The sequence below is a fragment of the Curtobacterium sp. MCPF17_047 genome, from assembly GCF_003234045.1.
Taxonomy (GTDB): Bacteria; Actinomycetota; Actinomycetes; order Actinomycetales; family Microbacteriaceae; genus Curtobacterium.
The window spans coordinates 73,238-86,285 of sequence record NZ_QKSF01000007.1; the positions used below are offsets into that span (position 1 = coordinate 73,238).

Annotated in this window: 16 protein-coding genes; 8 read left to right on the forward strand and 8 right to left on the reverse strand. The window is 71.3% G+C overall.

Going from position 1 to position 13,048, the window contains the following annotated elements; translation table 11 throughout:
- Complete coding sequence (locus DEJ33_RS08810; RefSeq protein ID WP_111078606.1) at nucleotides 1-759, reverse strand: GntR family transcriptional regulator; 759 nt, start codon at nucleotides 757-759, stop codon at nucleotides 1-3.
- Between the two features lie 124 nt (nucleotides 760-883).
- Complete coding sequence (locus DEJ33_RS08815) at nucleotides 884-1,546, reverse strand: exonuclease domain-containing protein (RefSeq protein ID WP_111078607.1); 663 nt, start codon at nucleotides 1,544-1,546, stop codon at nucleotides 884-886.
- Nucleotides 1,547-1,606: 60 nt separating this feature from the next.
- On the opposite strand from DEJ33_RS08815, the gene DEJ33_RS08820 reads away from it, so the two are divergent.
- The 3 genes from DEJ33_RS08820 (at nucleotide 1,607) to DEJ33_RS17225 (ending at nucleotide 3,610) form a co-directional block, all read left to right on the forward strand.
- Entirely contained in the window at nucleotides 1,607-2,194 is a 588-nt protein-coding gene (locus DEJ33_RS08820; RefSeq protein ID WP_111078608.1) for a hypothetical protein, read from the forward strand.
- 11 nt (nucleotides 2,195-2,205) lie between these two features.
- Nucleotides 2,206-3,279 carry a redox-regulated ATPase YchF gene (gene ychF / locus DEJ33_RS08825; protein ID WP_111078609.1) on the forward strand — a complete coding sequence of 358 codons (1,074 nt, stop codon included), beginning with the start codon at nucleotides 2,206-2,208 and terminating at the stop codon, nucleotides 3,277-3,279.
- Nucleotides 3,280-3,466: 187 nt separating this feature from the next.
- Entirely contained in the window at nucleotides 3,467-3,610 is a 144-nt protein-coding gene (locus tag DEJ33_RS17225; RefSeq protein ID WP_181432913.1) for a hypothetical protein, read from the forward strand.
- A 19-nt stretch (nucleotides 3,611-3,629) separates the two neighbouring features.
- Here DEJ33_RS17225 and DEJ33_RS08835 read toward each other — a convergent pair whose 3' ends face one another.
- The gene (locus DEJ33_RS08835; protein ID WP_111078611.1) at nucleotides 3,630-4,094 is read right to left on the reverse strand and encodes a nucleotidyltransferase domain-containing protein; all 465 of its coding nucleotides are present in this window, start codon (nucleotides 4,092-4,094) and stop codon (nucleotides 3,630-3,632) included.
- 194 nt (nucleotides 4,095-4,288) lie between these two features.
- On the opposite strand from DEJ33_RS08835, the gene DEJ33_RS08840 reads away from it, so the two are divergent.
- The gene (locus tag DEJ33_RS08840) at nucleotides 4,289-4,630 is read left to right on the forward strand and encodes a hypothetical protein (protein WP_111078691.1); all 342 of its coding nucleotides are present in this window, start codon (nucleotides 4,289-4,291) and stop codon (nucleotides 4,628-4,630) included.
- Nucleotides 4,631-4,746: 116 nt separating this feature from the next.
- Here the strand turns inward: DEJ33_RS08840 and DEJ33_RS08845 are convergent, their stop codons facing one another.
- Together DEJ33_RS08845 and DEJ33_RS08850 are read right to left on the reverse strand one after the other, a co-directional pair.
- Nucleotides 4,747-5,034 (reverse strand): hypothetical protein, encoded by a 288-nt coding sequence (locus DEJ33_RS08845; RefSeq protein WP_110903312.1) that lies wholly within the window; start codon nucleotides 5,032-5,034, stop codon nucleotides 4,747-4,749.
- A 289-nt stretch (nucleotides 5,035-5,323) separates the two neighbouring features.
- Nucleotides 5,324-5,935: an HD domain-containing protein gene (locus tag DEJ33_RS08850; protein ID WP_111078612.1), complete on the reverse strand. Its 612-nt coding sequence runs from the start codon at nucleotides 5,933-5,935 to the stop codon at nucleotides 5,324-5,326.
- Nucleotides 5,936-6,079: 144 nt separating this feature from the next.
- On the opposite strand from DEJ33_RS08850, the gene DEJ33_RS17230 reads away from it, so the two are divergent.
- Together DEJ33_RS17230 and DEJ33_RS08860 are read left to right on the forward strand one after the other, a co-directional pair.
- Nucleotides 6,080-6,925, forward strand: coding sequence for a cohesin domain-containing protein (locus tag DEJ33_RS17230; protein WP_111194776.1), 846 nt, complete (start codon nucleotides 6,080-6,082; stop codon nucleotides 6,923-6,925).
- Nucleotides 6,926-6,993: 68 nt separating this feature from the next.
- Nucleotides 6,994-8,835, forward strand: coding sequence for an amidase family protein (locus DEJ33_RS08860; protein ID WP_258378135.1), 1,842 nt, complete (start codon nucleotides 6,994-6,996; stop codon nucleotides 8,833-8,835).
- A gap of 85 nt (nucleotides 8,836-8,920) precedes the next feature.
- Here DEJ33_RS08860 and DEJ33_RS08865 read toward each other — a convergent pair whose 3' ends face one another.
- On the reverse strand, nucleotides 8,921-9,697 hold the full coding sequence (locus DEJ33_RS08865) for an isocitrate lyase/phosphoenolpyruvate mutase family protein (RefSeq protein ID WP_111194778.1): 777 nt from the start codon (nucleotides 9,695-9,697) through the stop codon (nucleotides 8,921-8,923).
- 206 nt (nucleotides 9,698-9,903) lie between these two features.
- Here DEJ33_RS08865 and DEJ33_RS08870 point away from each other — a divergent pair, with 206 nt between their 5' ends.
- Both DEJ33_RS08870 and DEJ33_RS08880 read left to right on the forward strand, forming a co-directional pair.
- A complete protein-coding gene (locus DEJ33_RS08870) occupies nucleotides 9,904-11,091 on the forward strand; it encodes a MalY/PatB family protein (protein ID WP_258378136.1) in 1,188 nt (395 codons plus the stop codon).
- A gap of 391 nt (nucleotides 11,092-11,482) precedes the next feature.
- The gene (locus DEJ33_RS08880) at nucleotides 11,483-11,863 is read left to right on the forward strand and encodes a hypothetical protein (protein ID WP_111194780.1); all 381 of its coding nucleotides are present in this window, start codon (nucleotides 11,483-11,485) and stop codon (nucleotides 11,861-11,863) included.
- Between the two features lie 24 nt (nucleotides 11,864-11,887).
- On the opposite strand, the gene DEJ33_RS08885 is transcribed toward DEJ33_RS08880, so the two are convergent.
- Entirely contained in the window at nucleotides 11,888-12,094 is a 207-nt protein-coding gene (locus DEJ33_RS08885; protein WP_110903305.1) for a hypothetical protein, read from the reverse strand.
- Nucleotides 12,095-12,141: 47 nt separating this feature from the next.
- Nucleotides 12,142-13,041 (reverse strand): SDR family oxidoreductase, encoded by a 900-nt coding sequence (locus DEJ33_RS08890; RefSeq protein WP_111194781.1) that lies wholly within the window; start codon nucleotides 13,039-13,041, stop codon nucleotides 12,142-12,144.
- Between the last annotated feature and the right edge of the window lie 7 nt (nucleotides 13,042-13,048).

A 13,048-nucleotide genomic window follows, 5' to 3' on the forward strand; every position in this document is an offset into this window, starting at 1 on the left:
CTACTTGTCGACGAGCGTGACCTCGAACGAGTACCGGTCCGGCCGGTAGCAGTGCACGCCGTACTCGACCGCTCGACCCGACGCGTCGTAGGCCGTCCGGCTCATGGTCAGCACGGGGTCGCCGTCCTCGATCTCGAGCAGACCCGCCTCGTCGTCGGTCGCCGCACGGGCACCGATCCGCTGCTTCGCGACCCGCATCGTCACCCCGCGGGACCGCAGCAGTTGGTAGAGGCCGTGGGCGCGGAGGTCCTCATCGGTGATGTCCGCGAACTCGGGCGGCAGGTAGTTCTCGAGCACCGCCATCGGCACGTCCTCGGCGAACCGGACGCGGAGGACGTGCACGACGCTCGCCCCGACCTCGACGCCGAGGGCCTCGGCCACGGCCTGGGTCGCCGGGACGTCGCTGCGGTCGAGGAGCTTCGTCGTCGGCTGCTGCGACCCCTGCGTCAGGTCGTCGTACAGGCTGGTCAGCTCGACCTTGCGGGTGACCGGTCCGTGCACGACCTGCGTGCCGATGCCACGTCGGCGGACGAGCAGCCCCTTGTCGACGAGGTCCTGGATCGCGCGTCGGATGGTCGGGCGGGACAGGCCGAGGCGCTCGCCGAGGGCGATCTCGTTCTCGAGGCGAGCGCCGGGCGGCATCGCACCGGAGCGGATCGACTCCTCGATACGTGAGGCGACCTGGTGGTACAGGGGCATCGGACCCGACCGGTCCAGGTCCATGAACAGGTCGGACGGCAGCTGGCCATCGTTGGTCATCGCGGTCCTTCGCAGGGGAGAACGGGCCCGAGCACCAGCGCCGGGCAGATTGTCGTGACAATACCACCGGGCGTGGCGTGGCCAGGACCGGCCGGCGTTGCCAGGACCGGCCGGCTGGACCGCGTCAGTCGGAGAAGACCATCGGACGGCGGGACAGCCGGGGCTGCACTGCGGACTTCGGCTTCTCGACTCGGGCGCGCACCGGGTTGATCGTCACCCGGGTGACGGCGCCGAGGGCCTCGACCGTCGGCACCCCGTGGTGACCGGCAGCGTGCACGACGATCGCGGCGCAGGCTTCGGCGTCGGCGGCGGCGTCGTGGTGCTGGAAGCCCGAGAACCCGGCGGCCATCGCCGCCATCGGCAGACGGTACGAGTCGAGGGTGTAGGTCTTGCGGGCGACCTGCAGCGAGCACATCGAGTGGTGCTCGGCCAGTTCGATCCCCGTCGCCGCACACCCGCCGGCGATGACGCCCATGTCGAAACGGGCGTTGTGCGCGACCAGCACGTCCCCCTCGGCGAACGCCACCAGGTCCGGGTACTGCTGCTCCCACGACTTCGCGTGCACGACGTCCGACTCGACGATCCCGTGGATGCGCGTGTTCCACTCGAGGAAGTCGTCGTGCCCGGCCGGCGGACGGATGAACCACGAGGCCCGATCGACGACCCGACCGCCACGCACCTTCACGAGTCCGACCGAACACGCGCTGGCGGGCGAGTTGTTCGCGGTCTCGAAGTCGATGGCGGTGAAGTTCAGCACGCCTTCGATCGTTGCACGGAGAACCGACATCACCGGAACCGGACGCGGCGTGGTGCGTCGAGGGGGCGTGCCCGCTCCTACCCTCGAGACATGGAGAACCCGCTGCGGCGCACCCCGCTCGTCCTGGTCCTCGCGGGCGCCGGGTACGGCCAGCAGGCGCCGCTGCTCTGGTGGACGGACGCCATCGCCCGGCAAGCCGGCTGCGAGGTCGTCGCGCCCCGATGGGTCGTCGACGACGTCGCCGAGGCCGACCCGGTCCGTTTCGTGCAGCAGGCGCTGACGACCGCGCTCGCCGGACGACGGCCGGACCTCGTCGTCGCCAAGTCGTTCGGCTGCGCCGCCCTGCCCTGGGCGATCGATGCGAGCGTCCCCGGCGTCTGGCTGACGCCGGTCCTCACCCACGAAGCGGTGCGGGCCGCGCTCGCCGCAGCCGACGACGCGCACACCGCACTCGGCGGTTCGGCGGATCCCGTCTGGCGGCCGGAACTGGTGCGCGGGACGCGGGCGCGCCTCCAGACCGTCGACCGAGCCGACCACCGACTCGAGGTGCCCGGCGACTGGAAGGCGTCGCAGCGCCTCCAGGCCGAGGCCCTGGCCGTGGTCGAGCACGCCGTGCGTGCGGTGACGAGGGAGACGGACGGGAGGCTCGGGTCGGCCCCGACAGGCTGCCGCCGGTAGGCTGTGCTCCCGTGGCTCTCACCATCGGAATCGTCGGTCTCCCGAACGTCGGCAAGTCGACCCTGTTCAACGCCCTGACCAAGAACCAGGTGCTCGCGGCCAACTACCCGTTCGCCACCATCGAGCCGAACGTCGGCGTGGTGAACCTGCCCGACCCGCGTCTCGACCAGCTCGCCGAGCTGTTCCACTCCGAGAAGACCGTGCCCGCGCCGGTGTCCTTCGTCGACATCGCCGGCATCGTCAAGGGTGCGAGCGAGGGGGAGGGGCTCGGCAACAAGTTCCTCGCCAACATCCGCGAAGCCGACGCCATCGCGCAGGTCGTCCGCGGCTTCACCGACGACGACGTCGTGCACGTGGCGAACAAGGTCTCGCCGGCGGACGACCTCGAGGTCATCAACACCGAGCTGATCCTCGCCGACATGGAGACCATCGACAAGGCGCTCCCGCGGTACGAGAAGATGCTCAAGCTGAAGCAGGCCGAGCCCGCCGTCCTCGAGGCGGCGAACGCCGCGAAGGCCGAGCTCGAAAAGGGCGTCCTGCTCTCGGCGACCAAGGTCGACCTCGAGCCGATCAAGGAGCTCGGGCTCCTCAGCGCCAAGCCGTTCATCTTCGTCTTCAACGTCGACGAGGCGATCCTGACGGACGAGTCGCGGAAGGCCGAGCTGTCCGCGCTCGTCGCTCCCGCGCACGCCGTGTTCCTCGACGCCCAGGTCGAGTCCGAACTCATCGACCTCGACCCCGAGGACGCCAAGGAGCTCCTCGAGTCGACCGGTCAGACCGAGTCAGGCCTCGACCAGCTCGCCCGCATCGGGTTCGAGACCCTCGGACTGCAGACCTACCTGACGGCGGGGCCGAAGGAAGCCCGTGCGTGGACGATCGGCAAGGGGTGGAAGGCTCCCCAGGCTGCCGGCGTCATCCACACGGACTTCGAGAAGGGCTTCATCAAGGCCGAGGTCATCTCGTTCGACGACCTCATCGCCACCGGCTCCATCGCCGAGGCCCGCTCGCAGGGCAAGGCCCGCATCGAGGGCAAGGAGTACGTCATGCAGGACGGCGACGTGGTGGAGTTCCGCTTCAACAACTGAGTCGGCTGGTCCGCATCTCCGTCCTAAGATCGCGGGCATGGGGGATGACGGAGCAGCAGGCGGACGGATTCCGCTGTCGGAGGAGCTCCCGACGGTCTTCCGCGCCGTCGCGGAGATCCGGCCATCACGATGGCTCCGTCGGCCGAGGCGTGCGATCCACTACGACGCGCGCTGGCCGGACGGTCGCGTGGGGACCGAAGTGGACCTCGTCGCGCTGATGTACCGGCGTGCTCCCGCGGACTACGACGTGGTGAAGCGGGTGATGGACGAGCACTGCCCCGAGACCGGTTGCGGCCCGTGGGTGCTCTACCCCACGGGCGACGTGCTCTGAGGGAAGACGGACTCGTTCTTCACAACGGCACTGCGTCGTCCCGCACATGCGCGAAGTGCTCGTCGTCGAGCTGGTCCTCTGTCAGTACGTCGACCGGGAATCCGGTGACCGCCTCGACTGCGACGACGAAGCCGGCCAGGTCGAACAGGTCCGCGCCGGGCTCGGTCCTGACGAGGAGGTCGATATCGCTCCCGGCGGTGTCCGCTCCGCGGACGACAGACCCGAACACTCGCACGTCCCGCAGACGGTGACGCGTTGCCTCGACTCGGATGTCGTCCGAATGGACGGCGAGCGGGATGCTCGGCCGCATCTCCGTCGCAGCGGCGACCATCCCGAGCGTCTGCGGATCGGGTACTGCGGTGCCGGCTTCGTACGCCGCGAGCGTCGATGCGGACAGGCGGACCGCACGAGCCAACGCGTCCAGGCTCATGCCGATGTCCGCACGAGCGAGCCGCACCAGGCGCGCTGTGCGCTCGGACTGCACGGGACCCTCCTCGCTGATCGACGACCGCCGAGCGATGACCGCCGATCGGCGACCGAACGACCGACTACCGACGATACGGGGCCGGAAACGAGACCGACGAGGGCCGCCAGTTGTCCATCGCCCGCGCCTCCCGCCCGATCCTGTGCTTCCTGCTGCACCCCGGTGCCTACCGTCGGCACGAGGGAGGTCACATCGTGAAGTACATCCACTACGACGGCACGGACATCCTGACGGGGGACCTGATCGCGGACGCGGTCGCGGACTACGCGGCGGTGCTCGGGGCGAACACCCGCACGGACACGATCGCGGTGCCGACGGTCGGCGAGGACGGGGCGGTCGAGCGGACGACGATGCTCGTCGGACCGTCGAGCGAGATCGTGGTGCGTCAGGCACCGGACGACGAACTCGAACCGGAGGACCCGAGGTTCATCCGTCGGCTGCGGGACGCCGCGGACCAGTGCGGCGGGCAGCAGCCGGTGAACGCGGACGGTGGCCGACGGTTCGTCGGCGCGGCCGAGGGCGACCAGGCGAGGTAGGGCGCAACCGGGGTCCCGGTCAGGGCCAGGGCCAGGGCCAGAGCCGGGGCCGGGGCCTTCGCCCGGAACGACTGAACGCCGCCCCCGAAGGGACGGCGTTCCGGTGTGTGCGGGTGTCAGGCGGCCAGGGCCAGTTCCGGCGCCTGCACGGCGCGCGCCTGCAGGATGGTCCGGCTGGCCTCGCCGCGCCAGGAGCGGCCCGGGACGACCCAGCCCGCTTCGCCGTCGACGGCGACGCGGACGCCGGGCGTGAGGAACAGCCCGAGGTCGTCGGCCGGCATGCGCACGAGGAACTCGCGCTGCGAGCGGTCCTCGCGGACGGGGAACTCGGCGATGCGGTCGGGGGAGACGGTGGGAGCCGCGATGGCGGTCCCGGTGATGATGGTGCGTTCGTTCGTGGTCATGGTGCTGTCTTTCTTCAGTCGTTCGGCGTCGCGCGGGGCCGGACGGACTCGATGGTCTCGTCGGCCGCAGGAGCGCGGACGCGCACGTCGGCATTCGACGTGCAAGTGCTCGCCAGTCGGGGAGCGGTGGTCTCGCTGGAATGCGACCCAGGGGGATCGGTTCGAGACGGTCGGTGTGCGCGAGTCAGATGGGTTCGCTGCAATGCACCAGGAAGACACTCTACGCACGAGAGCAGGGCTTGTCAAGTCCGCCCGCCCGTCACCGGACCGCCCGGCACACCGTTGCGCCTCAACCGGCCAGGAGGCTCGCCCACCGCTGGCCACCGGCCAGCACGTTCCCGGAGTGGTCCAGCCGGGCAGCTGCCGACTCGGGCTTCCGACCCGCTTGGTCGTGCACGAGCCCGTGGAAGTCGTCGGAGAAGCCGAGGCGGGGGAGGGCTGCGGTCACGATCCGGAGGTCGTCATGGTCCCAGCGCTCCATGCCGACGCCGGAGACGTCGAGCGAGGTCGCGACCTCGAGCAGGTGCCCCTCGGCGTCGAGGTCCGGGTCGACCGAGGGCCACATGTGCCGCTCGACGATCTCCCCGACGCGCCGCGCGCGTGCGGCGGGCCAGCCGGCGCCGATCGCGAAGACACTGCCCACGGCGCCGCCAGCGACCTCGAAGGGGACCTGCGCGGCGTCGAAGTGCGGGGTGACACCGAGGTCGTGGAGCATCGTCGCGACGAAGAGCAGCTCGGGGTCCGGGGCGAGCTCGATCGTCGGCGCCAGGAGCGTCGCCCACGCCCAGGACCGCAGGCAGTGGTGCACGAGAGCCGGCGACGACCAGGCGCGGACGACGTCCAGCGCCCGGGCCGCGGTCGGCGTCGGCGGAGCGAGCAGTGCGTCGAGGTCGAGGGCCATGACCGCACGCTAGCGGCCCCGGCGGCCCGGGCGGAAGGCGTAACACGCGGGAAACCGGTCGGGCCTGAGCGCGAAACACCCCGTCGTTACGGTTCGAGCACTGAGCAAGCGTTCAGCCCGAACCCTGACGAAGGACCCGCACGGATGCAGCACCGCACTCGGCTCCGCTCCCGAACCACGACGCCCCGAACCGCGACGCCCCGAACCGCCACGCTCCGGACGGCCGTCATCGCCGTCGGCGGCCTCGGCCTCGCCGTCCTCGCCGCTTCCCCGGCGTCGGCCGCCCCGGTCGCCACGACGGCCACGATCACCGCGCCGGCGTCGGTGACGGTCGGCGACACCCTCGAGGTCGACCTCACCCTGCCCGCGACGACCGACGTCTTCGCGTACCAGATCGATCTCGCCGCCGACGCGGACTCGCTCGAGGTCGTCGACGGCAGCGTGACCGGCCCGGACGGCGGCTTCGACTCCGTCGAGCAGGACGGCGACACGATCTCGCTGCTGCACACCCGGCTCGGGACCTCCCCGGCGATCTCCGGCGACCTCGCCGCCTCGGTCGAGCTGACCGCGACGAGCCCCGCCACCGTCGACCTCGCCGTGACGCGCGTCACCGTGGTCGCGTCCGACGGCAGCACCATCACGCTGACCGACCCGGCATCGACGACCGTCACGATCGCCGCAGCGCCGACGCCGACGCCGACGCCGACACCGACGCCGACCGCCACCCCCACCGGCGTTCCCACGGCGACGCCGAGCGCGACCCCGATCGCGGGCGGGACCGACGGCACCGGCACCGGCACCGACGCCGGGACGGGCACGGACCCGGTGGGCAGCACCTCCGGCAGGCCCGTCGGCGGCTCGCTCGCGTTCACCGGCGCCGACCTCGCACCCTGGATCGCCGCGAGCGCAGCCCTGCTGCTCGCGGGTGCCGGCCTCGTCCTCGCCCGCCGTCGCGCGCGTCGCCCCGCATCGACGGAGGACGCCCGATGACCGCCACGCCCCGTCGCCGTGACCTGGCAGACGACACCACGACATCCCGAACTCCCGGAGGAACCCCCGTGACGACCCGCCGTCGCCGCACCACCGTCGCCGGAGCCGCGCTCCTGGCCCTCGTCGGCACCGCCGTCGTCGCGACCCCGTCCCTCGTCGCGAACGCGGCACCGGCCGCGGTCGACGCGAGCCCCGCCGCCATGCTCGCGCCGTACTACACGGCGCTCGACCTCACCGGCGACGACCAGGTCACGCAGGCCGACCTCACCGTCCTGTCCGACCACCTCGGCACGACCAGCACCGACCCGGACTGGTCGACGGTCTCGGCCGCCGACGCGGACGGCAACGGCACCATCACGCTGGCGGACGTCGCCGGCCTGTCCCAGCGGATGATCTACGACGACGGGCCGTTCCAGCTCGTCGAGGCCTCGACGCTCGACATGCAGGCCGCGATGAACGCCGGGGTCACGACCTCGGCCGAGATCACCCAGGACTACCTGGACCGCATCGCCGCCTACGACCGGACCACCACGGACACGGGAACGGGCGGACGACCGCTCAACTCCATCGTCACGACCAACGCCGGAGCACTCGCCGCCGCGAAGGCCGCCGACGCCGAACGAGCGGCACACGGCATGACGAGCATGCTGCTCGGCGTGCCGATCGCACTGAAGGACAACTACGACACGAAGGACATGCCGACCACGGGCGGCTGCGGCTGCTGGGACGACAACCAGACCGACACCGACGCGGCGATGGTCACGGGCCTCCGGAACGCCGGAGCAGTCGTCCTCGCCAAGGCCAGCCTCGACGAGTTCGCGTACGGCTTCGTCTCCGAGTTCTCCTCGAACCAGCCGGCCGGGTCCTCGCTCCTCGTCGCCAGCCCCTACGTGACGAGCCAGACCGCGGGCGGCTCGAGCGGTGGCACCGGTGCGGCCGTCTCCGCCAACCTGGCAGGCATCGGGTTCGGCACCGACACCGGCGGCTCGATCCGCATCCCCTCGTCGTACAACCAGCTCGTCGGCATCCGGCCGACCGTCGGCCTGACGAGCCGCGACGGCATCATCCCGCTCGCACTGTCGCAGGACACCGGCGGGCCCCTCGCCCGCTCGGTGACCGACGCGGCCGTCGCACTGGACGCCGTCACCGGGGTCGACGCAGCCGACCCGGTCACCGAAGGCCAGACCGGCAAGGTCCCGACCTCGTACACGCAGTTCCTCGACCCGACCGCGCTGCGGGGCAAGCGCATCGGGTACGTGACCTCGATGGTCGGGACGAACCGCACCACCGCACGGCTCTTCGCCCAGGCGCAGGCGACCCTCGAGGCCCAGGGCGCCACCGTCGTCCCGATCACCGCGACGCCGGAGTTCAACCGGGTGCTCAGCGAGGGCAGCGGCAGCACGAACGAGTTCAAGCACGACCTGGACCAGTACGTCGCGAAGCACCTGGACCCGGACGTCGCCGCACGGTCGCTGCAGGGCATCCTCGCTTCGGGCGAGTACGTGCCGAGCCGGAAGAGCACCTACCAGCAGCGTGACGCGATCACCGACGCGCAGTACCAGGCGTGGGCGGGTCCGAACGGTTCGCACACCAAGCAGATCGCCACCGGCAAGCAGGTGGTCACCGGGATCATGAACGCGCAGGACCTCGACGCGCTCGTCTACCCGTCCGGCACCCCGTACGGCACGCAGGGCACGAACATGCGCCTCAGCCCGAACACCGGCATGCCGGCCGTCACGGTTCCGATGGGGCAGGCGACCGCGGCGGACGCCACGATCACCGGCGCCGGCGTCAACCTGGAGTTCCTCGGCCGCTCGTACGACGAGGGGACCGTCATCGGGCTCGGCTACGGCTTCGAGCAGGCGACGCACGCCCGCACCTCGCCGACGCTGTACCCGGCGCTGGGCTAGGTCGCGACCTGCGGTCGCGATCTCGACCGCCGACGGACGGGAGGCCCGTGGCGACACCGCCACGGGCCTCCCGTCCGTCGACGGCTCAGTTGAGCGTCGGGGTGTCCTCGGGGATCACGCCGCCCGCGTACAGGTCGGCCGTGAGGTCGCGGAGCGCCCGCAGGGCGACGCGCTGCGTCAACGGACCGTAGGAGATGCGGGCGACGCCCAGCGCCTGGTACTCGGCGGCGGGCAGGGCGCCCGGCAGCCCGATGACGCTGAGCTTGCCGCGGCCCAGGCCCTCGACCAACTGCTCGACGACCTCACGCTGGACGGCACCGGGGACGAACACGAGCGGGGCTCCGGCGTCGAGGAAGGCCTTCCCACGGGCGATGGCGTCCGCGATGCTCTCCTGGACCGGACGGTCGCCGCCACGGGCGATCGCGTCGGTCCGGGCGTTCAGCTGGAAGTCGATGCCCTCCTGCTCGGCTGCGCGCATGATCGCGGCCACCCGGGCGACGGACTCAGCGAACGGACGCAGGCGGTCCTCGACGTTGGCACCGACGACGCCGATGCCGATCGCACGACGGATGGTCTCGGCCGGGTCCTCGTAGCCGTCGTCGAGGTCCGCGCTGACCGGTAGGTCCACCGCGTCGACGACGGTCTTCGCGCCGGCGAGGGCGAGGTCGAGCGACATGCCGCCGTCCTCGTAGCCGTACATCGCGGCGATCGAGTGCCCGGCGGTCGCGATCGCGCGGGTCTCCGGGAACGCGGCGACGGTCTTGGCGCTGATCGCGTCCCAGACGTTCACGACGCGCAGGATCTCGGGGGCGGTGTGCAGGGACTGGAGGGTCGTCGCCTTCTCGGCGGTGCTCGTGGTCATGCCGCCGACAGTAGCCACGCGCTGCCGTCAGGGTTCGCGCTGGGCGACAGCCCTCGCGCACCGCAGGCCGAGGACTGTCGCTCAGCGCGAATCCTGGTGCGCCCGGGTGCGCCCGGGTGCGCCCGGGTGCGCTCGCCGAGCGGCAGACGACGTCGGATGACGTCCGGACTCGCACCGGGCCTCCCGTCAGGAGCATGCTGGGACGCATGACCAGCGACGAACAGGACCCGGTCGGCACGCTCCGCGGGGTCCGGACGAGCATCAAGTGGACGCGGTACGCGCCTGACGTGCTGCCCCTGTTCGTCGCCGAGATGGACCACGAGGTCGCGCCGCAGATCCGGCAGGCCCTCGTCGAACGGGTGCAGCAGTCGGACCTCGGCTACCTCGACGGTCCCGGGCCGCTCGCACCCGCGTTCGCCGGCTTCGCCCGCGACCGGTGGGGGTGGGACGTCGACCCCGGCCGCGTGTACCTGGCGACGGACGTCAGCGTGGGGATCGTCGAGACACTCCGGCTCGCGCTGCCCGACGGCGGACGGGTCGCGATCACGCCGCCGGTGTACCCGCCGTTCTTCGAGCTCGTGGAAGAGGCCCGATGTCAGGTGGAAGAGGTCCCGCTCCGTGAGCAGTGGGGCGTCTACCGGCTGGACCTGGACAGCCTGGAGCGGGCGTTCGCCGGCGGCGTCCGCGTGTTCCTGCTCTGCAACCCGCACAACCCGATCGGTCTCGTCCACGACCGGGCAGACCTCGAGGCGCTGGCTCGTCTGGCGGCCGAGTACGACGTCCTCGTCATCAGCGACGAGATCCACGCTCCGCTGACGCACCCCGGCGTGCAGTTCACGCCGTTCGCGATGATCGCCGAACCACTCGGTGCGCGGAGCGTGTGCGTGACGAGCGCGAGCAAGGGCTGGAACCTCGCTGGCGTGAAGTGCTCGGTCATCGTCGCCGGGGACGCACGGACGGCGGCGCTCCTCGACACCCTGTGGGAAGAGGTCGCCTGCCGCACGAGCATCCTCGGGCTGCACGCCAACCTGGCCGCGTTCACCCTGGCTGTCGAATGGCTCGACGACGTCGTCGACCGCATCGTGGCAAACGACCGTCTGCTGGCGAAGCTCCTGGCCGAGCACCTGCCCGGCGTGGTCTACGCCCGGCCCCGGGCGGGGTACCTGGCGTGGCTGGACTTCCGCGGGCTCGGCCTCGGCGACGACCCGGCCGTGCAGCTGCGCGAGCACGCGTTCGTGGCGCTGAACTCCGGGCTGCCGTTCGGGACCGAGGGCAAGGGCTTCGCCCGGATCAACCTCGCGTGCTCGCCGGAGACCCTCCGCGAGGCGGTGTTCCGCATAGCTGCCGCGTACCCGTCGAGTGCGCAGGAGGCTGTCGTCTGGCACGTCGCCTGACGAGCTGCGGGAGGCACTGCCGGCTGTCCTCCCCAGGCGGGGTGTCGCGGTGGTCCGTCCACAGGAACTGCGGATCACTCCTGCCGCCTCACGGCGGCCAGCGATCGTGGCTACGTGCAGACCAGACAACAGGGCAACGGGGCGTCCAACGCTGCTAGACATTCTTGTCCAATCCGTGTTGGACAGGTACCGTGAAGCGCGCGGACCTCGTTCGCCTGCTCCATCAACGAGCGGCACGGCGTGGCGTTCCCTTCGTGCTCCTCCGGCACGGCGGGAGGCACGACGTCTTCCTCTTCGGCAGTGAGCGCATCGAGATCCCCCGGCACCGGGAGATCCGGGAGATGCTCGCACGATCGATCATCCGCAGCTGCGATGACGGAAAGGACGGATCATGACGACGACGCACAACGTGCGCGCACAGCGGGACGGGCGCTACTGGCTCGTCTGGATCGACGGCGAGCTCCGGACGCAAGCTCGACGGCAGCGCGAGGTCGAACCGATGGCCCGCGACTGGTTGGCGAACATGCACGACCGCCCGGCCGAGGCCTTCCTGGTCCAGGTCGAGTTCGTCCTGCCGGACTCGGTGCGCGCGCACCTGGACCGTGCTGTCGAACTCCGGGACGAGGCCGACCGCGCACGCCGAGCGGCCGCTGACGAGACCGTTGCGGCGGCGAAGGAGCTCCACGAAGCCGGATTGACCGTTCGGGAGATCGGTCCGCTGCTCGACGTGTCGTACCAGCGCGCCCAGCAGCTCGTGGCGGCTGCGGACTGACCACTCCGGTCAGACTCGCTCCCGTCAGGCGACGGGCGCGAAGTGGTTGCGACCGATGACCGTCACGTGCAGGTCGACCTCACGCGACGGGATCTGGTCGGTGAGCGAGATCCACTCCCGGGCCACGAAGGCGACCGACGGCCACCGGCGGACCTCGGTCACGGGGAACCCGTCGATGAACACCTGCCACATGCCCTGCTCACGGACGGCCTGGACCTCGTGCGTCGCCATGCCGTGAGCGTAGCAACGAGAGCGCCTCAGGACACGGCGGCGAGCGGTCAGGGTGTGACCATGCCGCCGTTCACGTTGAGGGTCTCGCCGGCGACGAAGCTCGACTCGTGCGACGCCAGGAACACGTACGCCGGTGCCAGCTCGGCGGGCTGCCCCGGCCGACCCATCGGCGACTCGCTCGACCCGAAGTCCGGCAGGGTCTCCGGGTCGACCCCGGCGGACACCTGCAGCACCGACCAGGTGGGCCCGGGAGCGACGACGTTGACGCGGATGCCCCGGGGGATGAGCTGCTGCGCGAGACCCTTCGAGAAGTTGTTGACGGCGGCCTTCGACGCGGCGTAGTCGAGCCGGTCGGGAGCCGGCTGGTACGCCTCCATCGAGGCGGTGGTGATGATCGTCGACCCGGGCTCCAGGTGCGGCAGCGCTGCCTGGACGAGCCGGAAGAGCGACAGGACGTTGACGGTGAAGGTGTCGACGAGCTGGTCGTCGGGGATGTCGGTGACCTCGGCTCGCCAGTGCTGCTTGCCGGCGCAGGTGACGATCGCGTCGAGTCCGCCGAGTTCGGCGACCGCCCGTTCGACGAGGGCGGCAGGGTAGTTCTTCGCGGTCAGGTCGCCCGGGATGGTGACGGCCTTCCGTCCGGCCGCCTCGATCAGGGCGACGATCCGCTGCGCGTCCTCTTCCTCGTCCGGCAGGTACGCCAGGGCGATGTCGGCACCTTCTCGCGCGTACGCGATCGCGACCGCTGCGCCGATGCCGGAGTCCGCGCCGGTGATCAGCGCACGACGCCCGGCGAGTCGTCCGGTCCCGCGGTACGAGTCCTCGCCGTGGTCCGGCTTCGGGTCCATCCGCGACTCCAGGCCCGGTTCGGGCTGCTGCTGCGGCTCGGGGCTGGTGTTGGGGTACCGGGTGGTCGGGTCGCTGTGCTCGTACTGGTCGCGGGGCATGCGGCGG

What these genes read in the sequence shown, in the direction of transcription:
- DEJ33_RS08810 (WP_111078606.1), bottom strand. Translation starts at nt 759, where the DNA reads ATGACCAACGATGGCCAGCTGCCGTCCGACCTGTTCATGGACCTGGAC.
- DEJ33_RS08815 (WP_111078607.1), bottom strand. Translation starts at nt 1,546, where the DNA reads ATGTCGGTTCTCCGTGCAACGATCGAAGGCGTGCTGAACTTCACCGCC.
- DEJ33_RS08820 (WP_111078608.1), top strand. Translation starts at nt 1,607, where the DNA reads ATGGAGAACCCGCTGCGGCGCACCCCGCTCGTCCTGGTCCTCGCGGGC.
- DEJ33_RS08845 (WP_110903312.1), bottom strand. Translation starts at nt 5,034, where the DNA reads ATGACCACGAACGAACGCACCATCATCACCGGGACCGCCATCGCGGCT.
- DEJ33_RS08850 (WP_111078612.1), bottom strand. Translation starts at nt 5,935, where the DNA reads ATGGCCCTCGACCTCGACGCACTGCTCGCTCCGCCGACGCCGACCGCG.
- DEJ33_RS17230 (WP_111194776.1), top strand. Translation starts at nt 6,080, where the DNA reads ATGCAGCACCGCACTCGGCTCCGCTCCCGAACCACGACGCCCCGAACC.
- DEJ33_RS08865 (WP_111194778.1), bottom strand. Translation starts at nt 9,697, where the DNA reads ATGACCACGAGCACCGCCGAGAAGGCGACGACCCTCCAGTCCCTGCAC.
- DEJ33_RS08870 (WP_258378136.1), top strand. Translation starts at nt 9,904, where the DNA reads ATGACCAGCGACGAACAGGACCCGGTCGGCACGCTCCGCGGGGTCCGG.
- DEJ33_RS08880 (WP_111194780.1), top strand. Translation starts at nt 11,483, where the DNA reads ATGACGACGACGCACAACGTGCGCGCACAGCGGGACGGGCGCTACTGG.
- DEJ33_RS08885 (WP_110903305.1), bottom strand. Translation starts at nt 12,094, where the DNA reads ATGGCGACGCACGAGGTCCAGGCCGTCCGTGAGCAGGGCATGTGGCAG.
- DEJ33_RS08890 (WP_111194781.1), bottom strand. Translation starts at nt 13,041, where the DNA reads ATGCCCCGCGACCAGTACGAGCACAGCGACCCGACCACCCGGTACCCC.